Annotated in this window: 17 protein-coding genes, 1 pseudogene and 1 riboswitch; of the genes and pseudogenes, 9 read left to right on the forward strand and 9 right to left on the reverse strand. The window is 71.1% G+C overall.

Features of this window, described 5'->3' with window-relative positions; all coding sequences use genetic code 11:
- Window positions 1-39 precede the first annotated feature (39 nt).
- Complete coding sequence (recQ, locus tag JIX55_RS30785; RefSeq protein WP_257566497.1) at window positions 40-2,154, forward strand: DNA helicase RecQ; 2,115 nt, start codon at window positions 40-42, stop codon at window positions 2,152-2,154.
- Window positions 2,155-2,374: 220 nt separating this feature from the next.
- Here recQ and fahA read toward each other — a convergent pair whose 3' ends face one another.
- Window positions 2,375-3,619: a fumarylacetoacetase gene (gene fahA, locus JIX55_RS30790; protein ID WP_257566498.1), complete on the reverse strand. Its 1,245-nt coding sequence runs from the start codon at window positions 3,617-3,619 to the stop codon at window positions 2,375-2,377.
- A 204-nt stretch (window positions 3,620-3,823) separates the two neighbouring features.
- Here fahA and JIX55_RS30795 point away from each other — a divergent pair, with 204 nt between their 5' ends.
- The 3 genes from JIX55_RS30795 (at window position 3,824) to JIX55_RS30805 (ending at window position 7,472) form a co-directional block, all read left to right on the forward strand.
- Complete coding sequence (locus tag JIX55_RS30795; protein WP_257566499.1) at window positions 3,824-5,143, forward strand: carboxylate--amine ligase; 1,320 nt, start codon at window positions 3,824-3,826, stop codon at window positions 5,141-5,143.
- Window positions 5,144-5,214: 71 nt separating this feature from the next.
- A complete protein-coding gene (locus JIX55_RS30800; RefSeq protein ID WP_257566500.1) occupies window positions 5,215-6,417 on the forward strand; it encodes an NAD(P)-binding domain-containing protein in 1,203 nt (400 codons plus the stop codon).
- A 248-nt stretch (window positions 6,418-6,665) separates the two neighbouring features.
- Entirely contained in the window at window positions 6,666-7,472 is an 807-nt protein-coding gene (locus tag JIX55_RS30805; protein WP_257566501.1) for an HAD family hydrolase, read from the forward strand.
- A gap of 101 nt (window positions 7,473-7,573) precedes the next feature.
- Here the strand turns inward: JIX55_RS30805 and JIX55_RS30810 are convergent, their stop codons facing one another.
- Window positions 7,574-8,320, reverse strand: a complete 747-nt coding sequence (locus tag JIX55_RS30810) for a transglycosylase SLT domain-containing protein (protein ID WP_257566502.1) — start codon at window positions 8,318-8,320, stop codon at window positions 7,574-7,576.
- Window positions 8,321-8,324: 4 nt separating this feature from the next.
- Window positions 8,325-8,532, reverse strand: a riboswitch (cyclic di-AMP (ydaO/yuaA leader).
- 651 nt (window positions 8,533-9,183) lie between these two features.
- On the opposite strand from JIX55_RS30810, the gene JIX55_RS30815 reads away from it, so the two are divergent.
- From JIX55_RS30815 to JIX55_RS30835, 5 genes are all read left to right on the forward strand, one after another.
- Window positions 9,184-10,194 (forward strand): polyprenyl synthetase family protein, encoded by a 1,011-nt coding sequence (locus JIX55_RS30815; RefSeq protein WP_257566503.1) that lies wholly within the window; start codon window positions 9,184-9,186, stop codon window positions 10,192-10,194.
- A 136-nt stretch (window positions 10,195-10,330) separates the two neighbouring features.
- A complete protein-coding gene (locus tag JIX55_RS30820; RefSeq protein WP_257566504.1) occupies window positions 10,331-10,585 on the forward strand; it encodes a hypothetical protein in 255 nt (84 codons plus the stop codon).
- Between the two features lie 207 nt (window positions 10,586-10,792).
- Window positions 10,793-12,145, forward strand: coding sequence for a LolA family protein (locus tag JIX55_RS30825; RefSeq protein ID WP_257566505.1), 1,353 nt, complete (start codon window positions 10,793-10,795; stop codon window positions 12,143-12,145).
- A gap of 70 nt (window positions 12,146-12,215) precedes the next feature.
- On the forward strand, window positions 12,216-13,181 hold the full coding sequence (locus JIX55_RS30830) for an ABC transporter ATP-binding protein (protein ID WP_257566506.1): 966 nt from the start codon (window positions 12,216-12,218) through the stop codon (window positions 13,179-13,181).
- Complete coding sequence (locus tag JIX55_RS30835; RefSeq protein ID WP_257566507.1) at window positions 13,168-14,115, forward strand: ABC transporter permease; 948 nt, start codon at window positions 13,168-13,170, stop codon at window positions 14,113-14,115. Before JIX55_RS30830 ends, JIX55_RS30835 begins: the two co-directional genes overlap by 14 nt.
- Before the next feature lie 84 nt (window positions 14,116-14,199).
- On the opposite strand, the gene JIX55_RS30840 is transcribed toward JIX55_RS30835, so the two are convergent.
- The 7 genes and pseudogenes from JIX55_RS30840 to JIX55_RS30865 form a co-directional block, all read right to left on the reverse strand.
- Window positions 14,200-14,796 carry a flavodoxin family protein gene (locus JIX55_RS30840; RefSeq protein WP_257566508.1) on the reverse strand — a complete coding sequence of 199 codons (597 nt, stop codon included), beginning with the start codon at window positions 14,794-14,796 and terminating at the stop codon, window positions 14,200-14,202.
- 188 nt (window positions 14,797-14,984) lie between these two features.
- Window positions 14,985-15,539: an NUDIX domain-containing protein gene (locus JIX55_RS30845; RefSeq protein WP_257566509.1), complete on the reverse strand. Its 555-nt coding sequence runs from the start codon at window positions 15,537-15,539 to the stop codon at window positions 14,985-14,987.
- Window positions 15,536-16,273 carry an amidase family protein gene (locus JIX55_RS51530; protein ID WP_443046731.1) on the reverse strand — a complete coding sequence of 246 codons (738 nt, stop codon included), beginning with the start codon at window positions 16,271-16,273 and terminating at the stop codon, window positions 15,536-15,538. Before JIX55_RS51530 ends, JIX55_RS30845 begins: the two co-directional genes overlap by 4 nt.
- Before the next feature lie 291 nt (window positions 16,274-16,564).
- Window positions 16,565-17,158, reverse strand: a pseudogene (locus JIX55_RS51535) (amidase family protein); the annotation flags it as partial.
- Window positions 17,159-17,316: 158 nt separating this feature from the next.
- Window positions 17,317-17,739: a DUF4913 domain-containing protein gene (locus JIX55_RS30855; protein ID WP_306820046.1), complete on the reverse strand. Its 423-nt coding sequence runs from the start codon at window positions 17,737-17,739 to the stop codon at window positions 17,317-17,319.
- A 52-nt stretch (window positions 17,740-17,791) separates the two neighbouring features.
- Window positions 17,792-19,543 carry a type IV secretory system conjugative DNA transfer family protein gene (locus tag JIX55_RS30860; protein WP_257566511.1) on the reverse strand — a complete coding sequence of 584 codons (1,752 nt, stop codon included), beginning with the start codon at window positions 19,541-19,543 and terminating at the stop codon, window positions 17,792-17,794.
- A 334-nt stretch (window positions 19,544-19,877) separates the two neighbouring features.
- Window positions 19,878-21,332: an ATP/GTP-binding protein gene (locus JIX55_RS30865; protein ID WP_257569540.1), complete on the reverse strand. Its 1,455-nt coding sequence runs from the start codon at window positions 21,330-21,332 to the stop codon at window positions 19,878-19,880.
- Window positions 21,333-21,342: the final 10 nt, after the last annotated feature.

Genomic DNA, 21,342 nt, shown 5'->3' on the forward strand with positions numbered 1-21,342 from the left:
GCACGGGCGGCACAGGACGTAAGGCGCGGGGGACGGGCGATGATCGGGACGGGCGGGACGAGTGTGATGGCGGACGAGGGCAGGACAGCCGGGCCGGGAGCGGGCGGGACGGCTCCAGGGCCGGGCGGGGCCGTGGGCGCGGGGCGCGGAGCGGAGAGCGAGGCGCTGGCCGTGCTCCACCGGGTCTTCGGGTACGACGCCTTCCGGGGTGAGCAGGAAGCGGTCATCGATCATGTGGTCGCCGGCGGGGACGCCGTCGTGCTCATGCCGACCGGCGGTGGCAAGTCGCTCTGCTACCAGATTCCGTCCCTGGTCAGACCAGGTACGGGCATTGTGGTCTCCCCCCTGATCGCCCTGATGCAGGACCAGGTGAACGCGCTTCGGGCGCTGGGCGTGCGCGCCGGGTTCATGAACTCCACGCAGGACTTCGACGAGCGGCGCGTGGTCGAGGCGGAGTTCCTCGCGGGGGAGCTCGACCTGCTGTATCTCGCACCGGAGCGGCTGCGGCTCGACACCACGCTCGATCTGCTCGGCCGCGGCAAGATCTCCGTGTTCGCGATCGACGAGGCGCACTGCGTGTCCCAGTGGGGACACGACTTCCGGCCCGACTACCTGTCCCTGTCCCTGCTGGGCGAGCGCTGGCCGGACGTGCCGCGCATCGCGCTCACGGCCACCGCCACCCACGCCACGCACCGGGAGATCACCGAGCGGCTGGCCATGCCCCGGGCCCGGCACTTCGAGGCCAGCTTCGACCGGCCCAACATCCAGTACCGGATCGTGCCCAAGGCCGACCCGAAGAAGCAGCTCCTGTCCTTCCTGCGCCAGGAGCACGCCGGCGACGCGGGCATCGTCTACTGCCTGTCCCGGAACTCCGTCGAACGGACGGCGGAATTCCTGAGCAAGAACGGCGTCGAGGCGGTGCCGTACCACGCGGGCCTCGACTCGGGCACGCGCGCGGCACACCAGTCGCGGTTCCTGCGGGAGGAAGGGCTCGTGGTCGTCGCCACGATCGCCTTCGGCATGGGCATCGACAAGCCCGACGTACGGTTCGTCGCGCATCTGGACCTGCCGAAGTCGGTGGAGGGCTACTACCAGGAGACCGGCCGCGCCGGCCGCGACGGCCTGCCGTCCACGGCATGGATGGCGTACGGCCTGAACGACGTCATACAGCAGCGGAAGATGATCCAGGGCAGCGAGGGCGACGAGGCGTTCCGCCGCCGGGCCGCCAGCCACCTGGACGCGATGCTGGCGCTCTGCGAGACCGCCCAGTGCCGACGCGGCCAGCTGCTCCAGTACTTCGGCCAGGAACCGCAGGCCGACGGCTGCGGCAACTGCGACACCTGCCTCGTACCGCCGGAGACCTGGGACGGCACCGTCGCCGCGCAGAAGGTCCTCTCCACGGTGGTGCGGCTGCAGCGGGAGCGGGGGCAGAAGTTCGGCGCCGTGCAGATCGTCGACATCCTGATGGGGCGGCGGACCGCGAAGGTCATCCAGTTCGACCACGACCAGCTGTCCGTCTTCGGCATCGGTGAGGAGCTGGCCGAGGCCGAATGGCGGGGTGTGGTGCGGCAGTTGCTCGCCCAGGGGCTCCTCGCGGTCGAGGGTGAGTACGGCACGCTCGTGCTCACCGAGGAGAGCGGGGCGGTGCTGCGGCGGGAGCGGGAGGTGCCGCTGCGCAAGGAGCCGAAGAAGCCGGTGACCTCGCGGTCGGCGGCGGACGGCCCGGGCTCCTCGGGCTCCGGCCGGGGCGACCGCAAGGCCAAGGCGGCCGCCGTCGAGCTGTCGGACGAGCTGGTCCCCGTCTTCGAGGCCCTGCGCGCCTGGCGTGCCGAACAGGCCCGGGAACAGGGCGTCCCCGCCTACGTCATCTTTCACGACGCCACCCTCCGCGAGATCGCGGCGACGGCGCCCACCTCCGTCGCCGAACTGGGCACCATCAGCGGAATCGGCGAGAAGAAGCTGGTGACGTACGGGGAGGGCGTGCTGGGGGTGCTCGCTTCGCTGGGCGGGGCTTCCGATGGGTCGTCGGCGTCGGGGCCGGCCTTGGAAGCGGCCCGCGGGGGCGTCGCGGCCCCCGCGTCGACGGGTGACGCGGCGGAGGACTTCGACTGGCCCGATGTGGAGCCGGAGCCCGAGCACGACGACTGGGCGTAGAACCCCGACCGGAACGATCACCACCGAGGACGAGCGAGGGGAGCTCATCCGCCTCGTTGGCGACGAGAACCGTGGAAGAAGCGGTCATGCTCATCGGCGACCGGCTGGACATCCCTGACCACCAGGCGACGCCCCCGAACCGAGGGGCGTCGCGACAGCCGCACAGGTAAGCAGTCCCAGGGAGGCTTCGGGAAGGCGGCCCGGGATTCCGGGAGGGCTTTCAGTCCCGTGGCACGACCCTGCCCGTGACCTCGCCCAGGCCCACCTTCGTTCCGCCCGGCCCGGGTGCCCACGCGGTGATCGTCACCTCGTCGCCGTCCTCCAGGAACGTGCGTTTGCCGGTGGGGAGATCGAGGGGGTCGCGGGCGTTCCAGGTGAGCTCCAGGAGGGAGCCGCGTTGGGCGGGGGAGGGCCCGCTGACCGTGCCGGAGCCGTAGAGGTCGCCGGTGCGGAGGGAGGCCCCGTTGACGGTCATGTGGGCCAGTTGCTGGGCGGCGGTCCAGTACATCGTGGAGAAGGGCGGCTCGGAGACGACGTGACCGTTGATCGCGACGGTGAGGTGGAGGTCGTAGCCGCCCGGGTCGACATCGGGGGCGGAGTCGTCGAGGTAGGGAAGGAGGGCGTGGGTGCGGTCCGGCGGGGACACGCGGGCCTCGTCCAGGGCGTCCAGGGGCGTGATCCAGGCCGAGATCGAAGTGGCGAAGGACTTGCCGAGGAAGGGACCCAGAGGGACGTACTCCCAGGCCTGGAGATCGCGGGCGGACCAGTCGTTGAGGAGGCAGAGGCCGAAGACATGGTCCCGGAAATCGCCCAACTCCACCGGATGCCCCATCTCCGACGGCACGCCCACCACGAAACCGACCTCCGCCTCGATGTCCAGGCGGACGGACGGGCCGTAGACGGGGGCCGGGTCGGACGGGGCCTTGCGCTGGCCGGCCGGCCGTACCACCTCGGTGCCGGAGACGACAACCGTGCCGGATCGGCCGTGGTAACCGATCGGCAGGTGCTTCCAGTTGGGGGTCAGCGGGTCCGGAGAGTCGGGGCGGAAGATCTTGCCCACGTTCCGGGCGTGGTTCTCCGAGGCGTAGAAGTCGACGTAGTCCGAGACCTCGAAGGGGAGGTGGAGGGTCACCGAGGAGAGGGGATGGAAGTGCGGCGCGATCGTCTCCCGGTGGGAGGGGACCGTCAGCCAGGCCGTCAACGCACGGCGGATGTCCGACCAGGCCGTGCGCCCCGCCGCCAGCAGGGGGTTGAGGGTGGGGTGGGCCAGAAGCGCGGCGTACGGGGAGCCGAGGGCGGCCGCGGCCGCGGCGGCGTCCAGGACATGGTCACCGAGGCGGACGCCCACCGTGCGGGCGTCGGAGCCGGTGGGCGAGAAGACACCGTAGGGGAGGTTGTGCGGACCGAAGGCGTGGCCCTCGGGGACGTCGAAGGGATCACCTTCGGGGAGATCGAAGGGGGGCATCGGGTGCTGCCTCGCTCTCGTGCGTGCCGTCGTACCTCTGGTCGCGGCACACGTTACGGGGCGGTGAAGAGATCGGGGAGTGTCTAAAGAGTTCGTAATGTCCTGATAGGGGAGGGTCGGAGTGGAAGGTTCCGGCTTAGCGTCCTGTGGGGGACGCGGACGGGGTGGGTCCGGGTCCGGTAGGGGGGACACGTGGGGGGACCCGTGGCCAGGGGTTCTTGGGGTGCGCCGGTACAGGTGGACCGGGGCGTTCCTGGGCTCGTCGTGAAGTTCGGTGACTATCCGCTGCATCATGGCGGGGTCGGAGCCATCCGCAGCCTGGGGCGGCTCGGGGTGCCGATGTATGCGATCACGGAGGACCGTTGCACACCGGCCGCCGTCTCGCGCTATCTGCGGCGGGCGTTCGTGTGGCCGACCACCGGGACGGAGGAGCCCGAGTGGCTGGTGGACAGACTGCTGGGCATCGGGCGGGAGATCGGGCGGCCCACTGTTCTCATACCGACCGATGAAGAGGCGGCGGTTCTCATCGCCGAGCATCAGGAGGAGTTGGGAGAACGATTTCTCTTTCCTCGCGTCGACGGGAAGCTCCCGCGGCGGCTCGCCAGCAAGAAGGGGCTCCATGAACTCTGTGTGGAGCATGGGATTTCCAGTCCCGTGAGTTCCTTTCCGCAGTCGTACGACGATGTCGAGCGGTTCGCGGAACGGGCTCGCTTTCCCGTGGTGGCCAAGAACCGGGAGGCGTTCGAGCGGCGTCGGCAGCCGGCGGTGAACGGCACGACCAGGATCGCGGACCGGGAAGGGCTGCTGCGGCTCGCCCGGGGATGGGGCGAGCGGCCCGGGGTGATTCTGCAGGAGTATCTGCCACGGGAGGACGCCGAGGACTGGATCGTGCACGCGTACTTCGACGCGGACTCGACGCCGCTGGCGATGTTCACCGGCGTGAAGGTGCGGTCGTGGCCGCCGCATGCGGGGATGACGGCCAACGCGTATGTCGTCGACAATCCGGAACTCGCGGACATCGCCGCGCGTTTCATCAAACAGATCGGATTCAGTGGCGTCATCGACCTCGATCTGCGGTTCGACCGGCGGGACGGGCAGTACAAGCTGCTCGATTTCAATCCGCGGATGGGCGCGCAGTTCCGGCTGTTCGAGAACGAGGCCGGGATCGATGTCGTGCGCGCCATGCACCTCGATCTGACCGGGCGTTCGGTGCCGGAGGGGGAGCAGCTCGCCGGACGTCGGTACATCGTGGAGAACATCGATCTGCCGGCCCTGCTCGCCTACCGGCGCAGCGGGTACACCACGCCGCACGCGCCGACTCGCGCGAGCGGTACGGAGCTGGCGTGGCTCGCGGGTGACGACCCGCTGCCGTTCCTCACGATGCTCGTGCGCTTCGTACGGCCGGGTGCGAAGCATCTCTACCAGCTGTGGCGGACCAGTCGGACGAGCCGAACCAGTCGGACGAGCCGGACCAGTCGGACGAGCCGGACCGGTCGCTTCGGCACCACCCATGTGCGTCCCTAGACGGGCGACGCCCATGCGGTGATCAGGTGAAACCCACGAAGTAGGCACATCGCGTCCTGGGGAGGGACTTCGTGATTCAACCGGTAGCGGTCATCGGTGCTGGGCCGTTCGGCCTGTCCACCGCCGCGCATCTGCGGGCGCACGGCATTCCGGTGCGTGTCTTCGGTGAACCCATGGTCAGCTGGCGGGACAACATGCCCGCCGGGATGCAGCTGAAGTCGACCCCGGCGGCGTCCAGCATCGACGCCCCGCAGCGCGGCCACACCCTGGCCGACTACTGCGACGCCGCCGGCATCCGGCGGCTCGTGAGCGACGAGGACATCATCCCGGTCGAGACCTTCGTCTCGTACGGGGAGTGGTTCCAGCAGCGGCTCGTGCCCGAGCTGGAGCGGGTGCGGGTGGTGTCCGTCGACCGGAGCAAGGGCGGCGGTTTCGAACTGAAGCTGGACTCGGGGGAGTTGTTCGCCGCGCGGGCCGTCGTGGTGGCGAGCGGGTTGTTCGGGCTGGCGCATCTGCCGGCCGAGCTGTCGGGTGCGGCCGTCGACGGACCCAGCCCCACGGGGCCCGTCTCGCACAGCTCCCAGCACCCCGATCTGAGCCGGTTCAAGGACAAGGAGCTGATCGTCGTGGGCGCCGGCCAGTCGGCCCTGGAGACGGCGGTGCTGGCGGCCGAGGCCGGCGCGCGGGTGCGGGTCGCCGCGCGTGGGCGGGGGGCCGTGGCCTTTGGCGCACCCCCATGGAAGCAGCCGAGGCTGCGCCCCGAGTCGCCGTTCGGGCGCGCCTGGTCGCTGTGGGCGCTCAGCTATTACCCGCACCCCTACCGGTACCTGCCCGCCGCCACCCGGCACTTCCTGGTACGCCGGGTGCTCGGGCCGCTGGGCGCGTGGTGGTTGCGCGAGCGGTTCGAGGGGCGGGTGGAGGTGCGGGAGGTCGCCCGGGTGGTGCGGGCCGGGGTCATCGACGGGAGCCCGCGGCTGGTACTGCGTGGGTATGACGGCCGCACGGAGGAGTTGGGCGCGGACCACGTCATCGCCGCCACGGGGTATCGCGTCGACCTCGGGGCCATGGGCTTCCTCGGACACGAGCTGCGTGCGGAGCTGGGGGTGAGCCGGGGGACGCCGGTGCTCGGCCCCGGGTTCCGGTCGTCGATACCGGGGTTGTACTTCACGGGGTTGCCGGCGGCGGCTTCGTACGGGCCGGTGATGCGGTTCGTATGCGGGACCGAGTTCGCGTCGCCTCGGTTGGCTCGGCATCTTGCGGCGGCGCATGGGTGAGTTGATCCCGGGGTGAGCTCGGGTGGGGCGGCGCGTCGCGGGGTGCGGGTGGTTCGTGGCCGGTCGCGCAGTTCCCCGCGCCCCTTTCAAGGCCTGCGGCCATTTCAAGGGGCGCGGACCAGATCGCACCGGTGAACCCATGTTCGGGAAAGGGGCGTTGACATACGGGGGCGGTGTGGCTGTCGGGGTGTCGGACGTCGTCCGGTTCGCGTCGAACCGATGGGGCGCGGCATCCGTATTCTCTGATCATGGCCGCACCCACCGCATATTCACTCATCGCCACTGACCTGGACGGAACGCTCCTACGCAGTGACGACACGCTCTCCGACCGGTCCCTCGCCGCGCTGGCGCGGGCCACGGGGGCCGGTGCTCAGCACCTCGTGGTGACGGGACGGCCGGCGCCGAGAGTGCGCCCGCTGCTGGAGGACCTCGGCAGCAGGGGGCTCGCGGTGTGCGGGCAGGGCGCGCAGTTGTACGACACCGGCGCGGACCGGCTGCTCTGGTCCGTCACCCTGGACCGGGAACTCGCCGAGACCGCGCTCGGCAAGATCGAGGCCGAGGTCGGACAGGTGTACGCGGCCGTCGACCAGGACGGGGTCGACGGCCTCACCCTGATCGAGCCCGGCTACCTCATGCCGCACCCCACGCTGCCCGCCGTACGCGTGCCGCGCCGGGACGACCTGTGGTGCGAGCCGATCAGCAAGGTGCTTCTGCGCCATCCCTATCTGTCCGACGACGAGTTGGCCTCGGCGGCGCGCATGGCGGTCGGTTCGCTGGCGACGGTCACCATGTCGGGGCCCGGCACCGTCGAACTCCAGCCATGCGGCATCACCAAGGCGACGGGCCTCGCCCTGGCCGCCGAGCATCTCGGACTGACCCCCGACGAGACCATCGCCTTCGGCGACATGCCCAACGACATCCCGATGTTCGACTGGGCAGCGCGCGGGGTCGCCATGGCCAACGCCCACCACGAACTCAAGGCCGTCGCCGACGAGGTGACCCTGTCGAACGAGGACGACGGAGTCGCGGTGGTCCTGGAGAAGCTCTTCCCATGAACGACTGTTCCCCTGGGCCCGCCGGCCCAGGGGAACAGAGGAAAACAAGGGAAAACGGAGGAAAACAGGGGAGCGCAGGGGAACAGGGAGGAGCCGGAGGCTCAGTAGGCCCCGAACACGTTGTCGATCGAGCCGTACCGTGCGGCGGCGTAGTTGCACGCCGCCGTGATGTTCGCGACCGGGTCGTAGGGGTCGTACGCGGTGCCGGAGACGTGGTACGCGGCGAACGTCGGGTCGATGACCTGGAGGAGGCCCTTCGACGGGGTGCCCGCGGCGGCGTTGGAGTCCCAGTTGTTGATGGCCTGCGGATTGCCCGACGACTCGCGCATGATGTTGCGGTGGATCCCGTTGTACGTCCCGGGGATTCCCTTTTGCCCCATGATGTCCAGCGACTCGCGGATCCAGCCGTCGAGGTTGTTCGCGTACGTCTTGACCGACGCCTGCGTGGCCGTGGAGGCCTTCGAGGCGGTGGACGGCTTCGAGGCGGTGGACGGCTTCGCCGCCTTCAGCGTCAGCTTCAGCCCCGGGCGGATCAGCGCCGGGTTGTCGCCGATGGCCGCGCGGTTGGCCTGGTAGAGCCGCTGCCAGCCGCCGCTCGTGCCGTGCTTCCGGGCGATGGAGGAGAGCGTGTCACCGGAGACCACGGTGTATGTCGGGGACTTGGCCGCGACCGGCGCGGACTGCGGGGCCGACTGTACGGAGGCGGCGGCCTGGGTCGGGGTGGCGGCGTTCGCGGTCGTGGCGAGCGTGAGCGGGAGGGCGAGTGCGGCCCCGCCCGTTCCGGCGGCGACGATGCCACGGGTCAACGCGTTGCTTCTGGGGCGGCGGTGTTTGCCTCGTGCGGGCATGGCGGATTCCTCTCCGTCGCCTGCGAGGTGAGCTGTCGGGTTCGGGCTGGAGATGCCCGGCCGTGCGCGTCGTCCCGGCGGTCGCTGTGCGTGCCGCGTCCGCTGGGCGTACTGCGCTCGGCTTCACCCCTAGCCGGTCCGCTGGGAAAGTCGGACCGGCGGCTTACCTGGGTCCCCCGCTCCTGCCGTGCGTGGATGAGTGGTGAATGGATGGGGCGTCCGAGGCGGCGGCAGGATTCGGCGGTCCGTCCGGACGGGGTGTGAACGTATGCGAGAGCACACGACGGGAACAAGTCCCGGTTTGGCGGGTTGGTCCATTTGACCTTGACTTTGATGGGATCCGCCCATCTGCTGCGGATACGTACAGTGGCTCAACTTGCCTACCGCAAAGGGAAAGTCAGCGGGGTGGGGTGAGAGGGTGGCGCGATGGGCGGGTGACCCAACTCACGGGATGAGTCGGGTGAAGTGAGAGATAAGACGTAAATCGGTCAACTCGGGCCGAGCGGAGGGTGTGTGTGGGGGTGGAGGAGGCGTACGCGGGCGGGAACCGGTGGGGTGCGGGCGCGATTCGGCCGACCGTGGAGCGGGTGGGCGTCTGCGGGGTCGGAGCGGGTACCCGTCGCGCGCCCGAGCCGTACGCGCGTCGGTGGATATCGGCGCGTATCAGTTGATCAAGAATATGGAGCGCGCGATCCCATACCACTCGGGGCGAACCCGTGGGCGCTCGTGGTGATCGAAAGGTGACCGGATACGCTGACTCGGGTGATGGCAGCGACAGATCGACAAACTTTGTCATCGACCGTGAGACCGACCTAGACCGACCGTGTGACCGTCAGCAGACGTCAGCAGACAGGAGAACCCTCGTGACCGTCGTCGAGCCGTTTGGGCTGAGCGCGCGGGACCAGGCTCTCGAAGCCGATGTCCAGGCCGGAATGGTGGCCGTCGAGGAAGGTCTGCTCGAGGCGACCAAGAGCGAGGTCCCCTTCATCCAGGAGGCCGCCCAGCATCTGCTGCGGGCGGGCGGCAAGCGGTTCCGGCCGCTGCTGGTGATGCTCGCGGCGCAGTTCGGCGACCCGTACGCGCCGGGTGTCGTGCCCTCGGCCGTGGTGGTCGAGCTGACGCATCTCGCCACGCTGTACCACGACGACGTGATGGACGAGGCCGAGGTGCGCCGCGGCGTGCCCAGTGCGAACGCCCGCTGGGACAACTCCCTGGCCGTCCTCACCGGTGACTTCCTCTTCGCCCGCGCCTCGCACGTCCTCGCCGACCTCGGACCCGACGCCGTCCGTATCCAGGCCGAGGCCTTCGAGCGGCTGGTCACCGGGCAGATCCTGGAGACCGCCGGGCCGCGCGACGGGCGCGACCCGATCGAGCACTACCTCGACGTCCTCGGTGGCAAGACCGGCTCGCTGGTCGCGGTCGCCGGGCGGCTCGGCGCGCTGATGGCGGGGGCCGACGAGACCGTGGTCGATGTGCTGACCCAGTACGGGGAGCGGCTCGGCGTCGCCTTCCAGCTCGCGGACGACGTCCTCGACATCGCCTCCGACTCGCACGAGTCCGGCAAGACGCCGGGTACGGATCTGCGTGAGGGTGTGCCGACCATGCCGGTGCTGCGGCTGCGTGAGCGGGCGGGGCGGCTGGGGCTGCCGGATGACATCGCCCTCTGCGAGCTCCTCGAATCCGACCTCACCGACGACGCCCGCCACGCCGAGGCCCTGGCCCGGCTGCGCGTCCACCCCGCGCTGGAGCAGGCCCGCCGCGACACGATCCGCTACGCGGAGGAGGCACGGGCCGTACTGGCGCCGCTGCCGGAGTGCGACGCGAAGGCGGCGCTCGTCGAGCTGTGCGACGCGGTGGTGCACCGGGCCGGTTAGGCTGCCGCGGCCGTCGCCACGCTACCCGGGTTGCCGTGGCCTCCTGGGGGCTGTGCCCCCAGACCCCTCGGGGCGACAAGGTGTCCGTTGCCGTGACCTGGCGCGGCCCCGACAAGCAGCGAGGTCGCCCGTTCGGATGACGATGCCTGGTCAAGCCGTCTCCGGTGAGGTCGAGTTGGAGCGGCCGCACCACCCAACTCCCCGTTCCGCTCGCGGCAGTGGATCGCGTCCGAGCTGGATCTCAGGGCCCCCGTCCGGCAAGCACCGCGGGCTGCCGGCGAACACGGTGGAGATCCTCCGGCTCGACACCGTCGGCGGCGTCGCCCCGGCCGATCACCCCTACGGGTTCAGCCGCCCCGGCCACCCCTACGCGTTCAGCCGCCCAGGCTGACCCCTACGGGTTCGGGGAGGCCCCGCCTCGCCATGTCATCCCATGCGGTCGGCCATGTCATCCCGTAGCAGTACGTCGAGTTGAGTCCCGAGTCTGACGATTCCTGTCGGCCGATTTGGTCAGATGGGTATCACCACTCCTCACCGATTCGGGTGAGAATGGCGGCTCCGAGTAGACGCCGCCGCCGACGACGGAGGTAAGGCAAACATGGCACCGTACGAAACCGACGACAGCGCCCGGGCCGGTGACGCGGCCGCGCTCGCGGCCGAGGCCGAGGAGACGCGCTCGGCACGGCGACGCAAGACAGCGCGGTACGTCGTCCCGGTCACCGTGCTGGGCGTGGCTGCGGCGACCATCGGGCTCGTCCCGGCCTTCGCCGGCTCCGGTGACCCCGATCTGCCGAAGATCAGCGCACAGGAACTCATAGAGAAGATCGCCGCCTCGGACGTCCAGCAGGTGTCCGGGACGGTGAAGATCACCACGGATCTGGGCCTGCCCGACCTGGGCGGTCTCGCGGGCGGCCTCGCCTCGCAGGCGCCCTCCGGGGGCGACGGCGGTTCGGCCGCCGACCCCTCCGCCAAGCTCCTCGAACTGGCCTCCGGCACCCACACGTTGCGGGTCGCCGCCGACGGCCCCGACAAGCAGAAGCTGTCGCTGCTGGACGACGCCGCCGAGTACAGCGTCATCCACAACGGCGACGACCTGTGGGCGTACGACAGCGCCTCGAACGAGGTGTACCACGCGACCGGTGGCGACGAGGGCAAGGACGGCGAGGCCCGCAAGGACGCGCCCGACACCGCCGAGGACGTGCCCGCCACGCCTCAGAAGCTCGCCGAGGAGGCCCTGAAGGCCGTCGACGACACCACGTCCGTGACCGTCGACGGGACCGCGCAGGTCGCCGGGCGGGACGCGTACAAGCTGGTGATCAAGCCGAAGCAGTCCGGTTCGACGGTCGGGGCGATCTCGATCGCCGTCGACGCGAAGACGGGGCTGCCGCTGAAGTTCACGCTCACCCCGACGAGTGGCGGCGCGGCCGTCGTGGACGCGGGCTTCACGAAGGTCGACTTCGGCAAGCCGAGCGCGTCGACGTTCGACTTCACCCCGCCGAAGGGCGCGAAGGTCACCGAGGCCGACGAGGTCGAGAAGTCGGGCCACCACGAGTCCGGGTTCGGCGACTCCGCGTTCGACGAGTCCGACAAGAACCAGGCGTCCAAGGACGGCAAGGGACTCAAGGGCTCCAAGGGTTCCGAGGGTTCCGAGGAGGAGTTCGCGAGCGGGCTCGACGGGCTGAAGACCATCGGCAAGGGCTGGAGCACCATCGCCGAGTTCGACAGCGGCGCCGAGGGCGGCATGCCCACCGGCGGCGGTTCGGACGCGACCGGCGACGCCCGGGTCGACGGGTTCCTGAACTCCCTCGGCGACCAGGTCAAGGGTGAGTTCGGCTCCGGTACGGTCTTCAAGACCCGGCTGATCAACGTCCTCTTCACCGAGGACGGCAAGGTGTACGCGGGTGCCGTCACCAAGGACGCGCTGGTGAAGGCGGCCAACGCGGCGAAGTAGCGACGCCTGGCCGGTGGGCCGGGACGGCGAGGCAGCCGTCCCGGCCCACCGGCCGTACCCGAGGGGAGCCATGAACGACGCAGCAGCCATCCACACCCAGGGGCTGACCAAGACCTTCCGCGGCGGCCAGGTGGCCGTGGACCACCTGGAACTGACGGTTCCCAGCGGCAGCGTCTTCGGCTTCCTCGGCCCGAACGGCTCGGGCAAGACCACCACCATCCGCATGCTGATGGGCCTGATCGAGCCGACCTCGGGCACGGCACAGGTCCTCGGCCGGCCCATGCCGCGCTCCGTCCGGACCGTGCTCCCGCACGTGGGCGCGCTCATCGAGGGACCCGCGCTGTACGGGTTCCTCTCCGGCCGCGACAACCTGATCCGCTACGACTCGGCCGACCCGACCGCCGACCCGCGCACCCGGCGTACGCGGGTCGCGGCCGCGCTCGACCGGGTCGGGCTCACGGCAGCCGCCGGCAAGAAGGCGAAGGCGTACTCGCTGGGCATGAAACAGCGGCTGGGCCTGGCCGCGGCGCTGCTCCAGCCGCGCCGCCTCCTCGTCCTCGACGAGCCGACCAACGGGCTCGACCCACAGGGCATGCGGGAGATCCGGGCCCTGGTACGGGAGTTGGCATCCGACGGCACCACCGTCTTCCTCTCCTCCCACCTGCTCGACGAGATCGAGCAGGTGTGCACCCATGCCGCCGTCATGGCCCAGGGGCGGCTCATCATCCAGGGGCCGGTGAGCGAACTGGCCGCCGGGGCGCGCGGACGCCTCGTCGTCACCACCCCCGACACGGCGGACGCTGCCCGGGTGCTCAAGGAGCAGGGGATCGGAGATGTGGTCGTGGCCGACGGGGGCAGAGCCGACGAGGGGGGCAGGGTGACGGCCGAACCGCCGTCGCCCGACCGCGATCTCGCCGAGCTGAACGCGGCACTTGTCACCGCGGGCGTCCGCGTCCGCGGCTTCGGCCTCGAACGGGCCTCTCTGGAGGACGCATTCGTGGCGCTGACGGGGGAGGGCTTCGATGTCGCGGGTTGAGACGTCCGGCGGTGAGGCCGAGGGAGCCGAGCGAGAGGTGACGTCCGAAGTCGCTTCACCAGCCGCCCGTACGCCCAGCCTCCTCTGGACCTTCGGGCTGTTCCGCAGCGAGTTGGTGACCACGTTCCGGCGGTGGCGGACGATCGCGCTGCTGGCCGTGCTCGCGGCGGTGCCGATCCTCGTCGGGATCGCGGTGAAGATCGAGACGGGCGACGGGTCGTCGGGTGGTGGACCGGGCGGCGGCGGTGGTGGCGGTGGCGGTGGGCCCGCGTTCATCGCGCAGATCAGCAACAACGGGCTGTTCCTGGTGTTCACGGCGCTGGCCGCGACGCTCCCCTTCTTCCTGCCGATGGCGGTCGGTGTGATCGCCGGGGACGCGATCGCGGGCGAGGCGAACGCGGGCACCCTCCGCTATCTGCTGGTCTCGCCGGCCGGCCGGACCCGGCTGCTGCTCACCAAGTACGCGACCACCATGACCTTCTGCCTGGTCGCCACCCTCGTCGTGGCGGCCTCGGCGCTGGCCGCAGGGGCCTTGTTGTTCCCTCTCGGCGATCTGATGACGATCTCCGGCACACGCATCAGCTTCGCCGAGGGGCTGCTGCGGGCGCTGCTGATCGCGCTGGCGGTGGCCGCGTCACTCATCGGGATCGCGGCCCTCGGCCTCTTCATCTCCACCCTCACCAACAGCGGCATCGCCGCGATGGCGACGACGGTCGGCCTCCTCATCACCATCCAGATCCTCGACCAGATCCCCCAGCTCGACGCCCTCCACCCGTACTTCTTCTCCCACTACTGGCTTTCCTTCGCCGACCTGATGCGCGAGCCGATCTACTGGGACGACCTCCAACGCAACTTCGGCCTCCAGGCCGTGTACGCGGCGGTGTTCGGGTCGGCGGCTTGGGCACGGTTCACGGCGAAGGACATCACGGCGTAGGGCATCGCGCGTGCCGGCCTCACGTGTACGGCGTACGGCGTCACGTGTACGGCATTACGTGTACGGCATCACGCCTGATACGGATCAGGCGGCGGTCTCCTCCGTGTCGTACGGGAAGCGCGCGTACGGCGGTTCCTCGGTGAAGAACGTTTTCGCTCGGGTCAGGGCCGCCGTGTCGCGCAGTACGTCGCCGGGCTTGCTGCCGTTGCCGAGGAGGACTCCGCCGAAGCGCATGCCCAGGTACGCGGCGGAGTTGTTGAGCGTGCCGATGACGGGCTCGGCGACCTCCTCCTCGGCGTGGGCGAGCGCGGTGACGCCCCAGAGGGTGCGGCCAGCCATCGTCTTCTTGAAGTCGATGCCGGGCGTGCGCAGCCAGCCCGACCAGTGGTCGAGATAGCGCTTGACGTGGGCGGATACGGAATACCAGTACAGCGGCGACGCGATCACGAGGTCCGTGGCCGCGAGTGTGGCATCCAGCAGCAGCGCCCTGTTGTCGCCCTCCGGCCGTACATGGTCGCTGTCGTGGCGCAGGTCCTCGAAGTCCGGCAGCGGATGCTCCGCGAGGCTCAGCCAGTGCTGCTGCACGTCGTCGGGCAACTGCTCGGCGGCCGCGCGGGCCAGCAGTTCGGTGTTGCCGTCCGGCCGACTGCTGCCGAGAACGAAGAGGAAGCGGCGGGTCATGGGGTCCCCCTGGGTATGTGGCTGTCCGGGCACGCGGCGTGCGGCACTCGGCGTGCGGCACCTGGAGTGCGGGCACTCGGCGTGCGGATACGCGGTCATACGCGGTCATGGCGTGCGGATACGCGGTGGGACGATTACATGCGTGCACAATATATGTGCACGCATGTGAATGCCAGGGGGCATGTGGTTCAGACGGGTCCGGCCGAGTCGGTCGGCGGCGGCAGTTCCAGAAGCAGAGCCATGACGCCGACCAGGGTCGCGCTGCTCACGATCTCCCGGCGGGCGATCATGCGCGGCATCTCGGTGAGCGGGATCCACTCCAGGCGGTCGGACTCGTTCCGTTCCGTGGGCTCGCCGATGCGTCGGGCGTCGTCCGTGCGGAACACGAAGTGCTGGGTGTCGGTGATTCCGGCCGCCGGCTGCGCGCAGAGCAGTTCCCGCAGCGCCCCCGGCCGCCACCCCGTCTCCTCCTCCAACTCCCGCGCCGCCGCCTCCTCCGGCCGTTCCCCGTCCTCCACCAGGCCCATGGGCAGCTCCCAGGCCCAGGTGTCGGTGACGAAGCGGTGGCGCCACATCATCAAGACCCGCTGCCGGTCGTCGACGGCCGCGGTGACGGCGAGGTCCCGCAGCCGGACCACGTGGTAGTCGCCGCGCGTGCCGTCGGGCTGCTCGACGTCCAGCGAGCGCAGCCGCACCCAGGGGGTGTCGTGGATCGTGCGTTCGCCGTGGACGGTCCATCTCATGCGGAGGTCTCCTGCTCTCGGTCGGGGTACGCCCGGTGCTCTCGGTGGGGATACGCCCGGGCGGCTTCGGCGGCTTCGGCGGCACGCGCCACGCGCAGCAACAGGTCCTCCTCGCCGTGCCGGGCCACCAGCTGGAGTCCGACCGGGCAGCCGTCGGAGTCGAAGCCGGCCGGGATGCTCATGGCCGGGTGGCCGCTGAGGTTGAACGCCCAGGTGAGGGCGGTGGAGTAGCGCTCGCCGGGGCCCTCGTGGCCGTGCGGGGCGTTGGGAGTGGTGGGGGTCAGGAGCAGGTCGGCCCCGGCGAAGAGGGCGGCGAGCCGCCGGTCGTTCTCGGCGCGGAGTTCTTGGGCGGCTCGGAGGGTTGCCGGGTCGGTGTCGGGCGCGGAGCGGAGGGCGAGCCAGCCAGGGCCGGGGTCCTCCAAGCGCGGCGGATTCGTCCGCTCCACGGGCGGGTGGGGAGGGTTTTCCTGCGGTACGGGTGCCTTTTCCTGCCGTACCGGCGGCCGTACGAGTCCTGCGAGCCGTACGAGACCGGTGTCCGCGAGGCGGAGCGCGGCGCTGTGGGCGATCGCGGCGGGTTCCGGGTCGGTGTCGGCGAAGCCGAGGTCTGCCGACCAGACGGCGGTGACGGGGGGTGGGGCGTCCCCGGTGGGTTTGGTCGTCCCGGCAGCTCCCGTGATCCCGGGTGCCCTAGTCGCCCTAGTGGCCCCAGCGACCCCAGTCGCCCCAGCCATCTCAGTCGGCCTCACTGTCCTGGCTGACCCAGCTGCCGGTGTTGCTCCGGCTGCCTTGGTCGGCCCAGGCGGCCCGGTTGTCCCGGCTGCGTCCGGCTCCTCGTGTCCGTCTTGCTCCGCCCCGACACCTCCCGCGTCTCCGGCACGTCCCGCGTCTCCCGCACCTTGCGCGTCTCCGGCACGTCCCGCGTCTCCCGCACCTTGCGCGTCTCCGGCACGTCCCGCGTCTCCCGCACCTTGCGCGTCTCCGGCACGTTCCGCGTCTCCCGCACCTTGTGCGTCTCCCGCCGCTGTCACGCAGCGCCAGTACGCCGCCGCGTCCGACGCGTAGCGGGTGAGAACGCCGGCCGCCGCGAGGCCCGTACGGTCGGCGGAGGGCAGGCGGCCGTTCGTGGTCTTGAGGCCGACGACGCCGCACCACGCGGCCGGGATCCGTACCGAGCCGGCGCCGTCGGTGCCGGTCGCCATCGGCACCAGGCCCGCGGCCACCGCCGCCGCGGACCCGGCGGAGGAGCCACCCGAGGTCCGGTCGGCCCGCCAGGGGTTGACGGTCCGGCCGCCGGACCCGAGGCCCCAGGTCTGCCAGGGGGTGCCGGGGCCGGGCACGGAAGTCGCCCCCACGGGTACGCAGCCGGCCGCGACCAGGGCCCGCGCCGCCGCCGTACGCAGCCCGGACCGGCCCTTCACCCCGATCGGCACGCCGGCCAACGGCAGCCGTACCCCTGCGGCGACCTGTTCGTCCACCTCCGCCGCCCGCCGCAACGCCTCCTCCGCCCACACCTCCACGAACGCGCACAGCGTGGGCTCCGCCCGTTCGATCCGGGCGAGGGCGGCGGCGACCACGTCGACGGCGAGGACCTCGCGAGCGCGTACGCCGGCGGCGATCCGCTCGGCCGAGAGGATCGGAAAGCCGCCGGGTGGAAGGGAGTCGAGGGGGCGGGGGCCGGGAGTGAGGCAGTCGGAGAGGGGGGAATCGGATGGCGGGAAGGGCTGCGGCGGCTGCATGGCTCTCTCGAACTGGTCGGACTTCGCGGGTTGCCGGCTCAGGACCCCGTCCCGTACGGCTCCACGGTCGGCGGCTGCTTCGCTCGGTGGGCGCCCGCCTTGCAGCCCGCGAACGGGCCGCTGGGGGAACGGAGTTCGGCGAGTACGGGGCCGAGGTGGTCGCGGTGCCACACCGCCGGGCCCGAGGCGCCGGCCGTGGGGTCGGTGAGTTCCTGCCAGGCCAGCCAGAGGGCGTGCAGACGGGCCACCGCCTCCAGGTGCTCCCACCAGCGCGGGCACCAGGGCTGCTGGGAGGTGACCTCACGGCCGTAGACCGGGAGGAGCAGATCGCCGACCCAGACGGCCAGCGCGTTCATCTCGTCGGCGTACTCGGCGCCGTCGAGGTAGAGGATGAACGGCGGGGCGGCGGGGAGCGGCTGTTCGAGGCCGGGCTGTTCGACGGTGGTGGTCGTGGTGGTCATCGGGTGCTCCCTCCGGAGAGCTCTGCGAGTGCTTCGGGTTCCGCGCGTGGCCTCATCGGACGATCCCTTCCACCGCCCGGGCCGTGATGGCCTTGACCTCCGCCTGGGCGGCGCGTGCGATGCGGTCGGCGCCGGGTTCGGCGTACCAGGGGCGCAGGCGGACGAGGGCGGGTTTGACGCCGGTGGCGAGGAGGAGGGCGGTGCCCTTGGGGAGGGCGCGGATACGGTCGGCGGGGAGGATGCGTTCGAGGCGGTACGAGGTGGAGCGGGATCGGCCGTCCTTGCCGCGCGAGTAGCTCACCGTGGACACGTCGTGCTCGCCGACCAGCCGCGAGACCTTCTCCACGAAGTCCGCGTCGTCCAGGCCCGCGCCGAGCAGCTTGATGGTGGCGGCGCCCCACAGCGCGTCCATCCCGGCCTCCCCCCACACCCGCGTGCCCTGGCGGTAACTCTGCAGCAGGGTCACGACGTTGATACCGCGCGAGCCGAAGTGGGAGTAGAGGTCCGGGAGGTCGGAGATACGGCAGACGTTCGCGGCCTCGTCGAGCACGGCCGTCATCGGCGGGTCCAGGCGGCCGCCCATCCGCTCGGCCGCCACGACTCCCGCGCGCAGTACGGAGTCCGCGCACGCGGCGATCACACCGGCCGCCGAACCGCCGCCGTCCTTGGAGAGCAGGTAGAGCGTGTCGGACGACAGGACGTGCCGCTCGGGCAGGAACTGCGGCAGGTCCGGGTCCGGGCTCACCCAGGCCGCGATCGTCGGGTCGAGCAGGCAGGCCACGCACTGGCGGGCTGTCTCATAGATGCCGTCCCGGGTCTCCACCGCGCCCAGGACGGTGCCCTGGAGCTGGTCGGCGAGGGCCGCCATGCCCGCGTCCCTGAGCAGGTCGACCGGCGTACGGTCGGCCGGGTCCGCCAGCCACGCCAGCACCTCGTCGACCTGCCGCTTGCCTCGGTTGGCCGCGTGGAACAGGGCCGTGAGGGTGTTCTGGGCCGCCGAGATCCAGAAGTCCCGCTTGGAGGCGTCGTCGTTGACCGCGCCGACGAAGTGGCCGGACAGGCGGCGGGCGCCCTCGATGGTGGCCGCGTCGGCGAGCATGTCCCACCACAGGCCGCGCGGGGTGTGCGCGATGCCCTGCGGGTCGAACGTCCACACCGTGCCGGCGTGTTCGCGCTCCGCGCGGGTCACGCTGTACACGTCCGCCTTGTTCGACGTCAGCAGCACGCTGCCGCGGGCGCGCAGGACGCGGGGGACGGCGATGCCGGTGGACTTGCCGGCCCTCGGGGCCATCAGGTCCAGCTCGACGTCCTCGTAGCTGCTGCGGAGTTCCGGACCGCCGGGTTCCAGGTTGCCGAGGAGGTTGCCCGTGTCGTCCGGGGGGAGTTTGCCCGACTCGGGGAGGGACGGGCGGAGTTGGCGGGCCCGGGTGGCGGCGCCCTTCGGGAGGAGGGCGGAGAGCTCACGGCGGCCGGCCAGGCCGGTGGGCTTTCCGCCTCGGCGGCGGATGAGTACGACGGGGATGATGAGCAGGGTGAGGGTGGCGCCGAAGACCGTGCCCATGCCCACGGTGATCGCGCCGGGTGACGTCGTCGGCCATACGGCTGCCGGGCCGTCCGTCACGAGGGTCTTCAGTGTCTCCAGGGTGAAGGGAGGTGGGTCCCAGCCGGTTCCGGTGAGGGCTGCGGCCAGGGTGCCGCCCAGCCAGGCGCCGAGGAAGAGGGTGGCGATGAGGAGGGCGGCGCCGGGGACGATCCAGGGCAGGAGGTCGTCGGCGGTGGTGTGTTGTTGCTTGCGTGTGGCCATGTCTGTTCCCCCGTCAGCTGGTTGATCTGCGTTTCCTTCTTCGCCCCCGCCGCCCCTACCCTCCCCCACTCTCGGCTTCGCTCGAGCGGGAGGTGCCCCCACCATCCCCAGGGGCGGTGCCCCTTCGACCCCCTGGGCGCGTCAGAGCTAGGGGGTGTGGTTGTCGGGCGGGTGCGGGTTGTGTGTGGTTGCTCGCGCAGTTCCCCGCGCCCCTTGAAAGACGGCCCTGCGGGCCGAAAAGCAAGGGGCGCAGCCCCTGCTTTTCAGGGGCGCGGGGAACTGCGTGACCAGCCCCCACCCACCCGCACCCGCCCGAAAACTGCACCCCCCGAACTCATGGGCGCCCCGTCTTCGAAAGCGTCGGCTTCGGGGTCCACCTCGTGTTCGTGTTGTGCAAATCCCTCTCCGTGTCGGTGATCGACACCTTGATCGGGATCCCCGGCCGCCCGCCCACCTTGATCAGGAAGCGCCCACGACCCGGCGGTTCCTCGTTTCCTCCCGTGCTGGCCCAGCCCGGCGGCGACGACCACGACGACACGAGGTCGATCTCCCGCTCCGACAACCCCACGATCTCGCCGAGTTCCTTCATCTCATTACGGGGGAGGCCGGCGCACACCACCATCCCGGCGCGCTCGACGAAGCCGCGCGCCTTCGCCCGGTCGGCCTCGCTGCCCAGCGCTTCCGCGTCCTTCAACGTGTGCGTGATCTTCGCGTCGCCGAGGCCGAGGGAGCGGTTGAGGCGGGTGAGCGCGTCGATGCGTTCGACGATGCCGGAGGCGGCCCGCAGAGGGCGCCACAACTCGTCCAGCACCGTGAAGAACCAGCGCTGCGGGGCCAGGCCCGCGTCGGCGAGAGCGTGGGCGGCCGCCACCGTGCCGAGGCCGTCCGACCACGCCGCCAGCATCGCCGCCGCCGTGAGCTGTGTGTCCGCCTCGCCGATGCGGGAGATGTCGACGCAGACGGCGGGCGAGGCGGGGTTGATGCGGGTGGAGGTCTCGGACGCGAAGGTGTCGCCCAGCGGGCCGTCCAGCACGCCCAGCAGTGAGCGGTGGAGCGGGTCCACCGCTTCCTGGTACCGCGCCACGTCGCCCCGGTCCAGAGTGACCGCGCGGACCCGGTCCGGGCCCTCGTCGAGCACCTTCAGCAGATCGGGCAGCAGCGGCGGCCGGCCCGGCTTCGTACGTGCCGTGAGGTGGTGCAGGCAGGCCGAGAGGACGGACTGTTCGTGGTCGTCCATGGGGCGGCCCCGGACGATCGTGATCAGCGCGGCGACCATGTTCAGGACGCGGCCGTGCGCCTCCGCCGCCAGTATCCGGCCCCGCTCGCCGCCGATCCGCGCCGCCGCCTCGCCCATCGCGCCGGGGTCGAGGACGTTGATGCCGCCGACCCCGCGCCCGATGGAGATCACCTGGCCGCCCAACGCCCGTACGGTGTCGGCGTAGTCGGGCTTCAGGTCGCCGAGGACCAGCGGGGTGATACCGGTCGCCGCCATGCCGATGAGCATCCGGTTGACCAGCGTGGACTTGCCGAGGCCCGGCATGCCGAGCATGAAGAGGGACGGGTTGGAGATGTAACGGGCGCGGGTGAACCAGGAGATGGGGTCACCGCAGACCGTGGCGCCCGTGTGGAGGTGCTGGCCCAGCGGCACGCCCGTCATCGGGGCGCCGGAGCCCGCCGCGAACGGCCACAGGCCGCACGCCTGGACCGTCGTCGCCCGCCACAGCGCGGGCGGATCGACATGTCCGACCTGGCCGCCGCCGGGGCCGAACCACCCACGCGGGGGCGCCATCTGAGGACGT

The organism is Streptomyces sp. DSM 40750, from assembly GCF_024612035.1.
GTDB lineage: Bacteria > Actinomycetota > Actinomycetes > Streptomycetales > Streptomycetaceae > Streptomyces.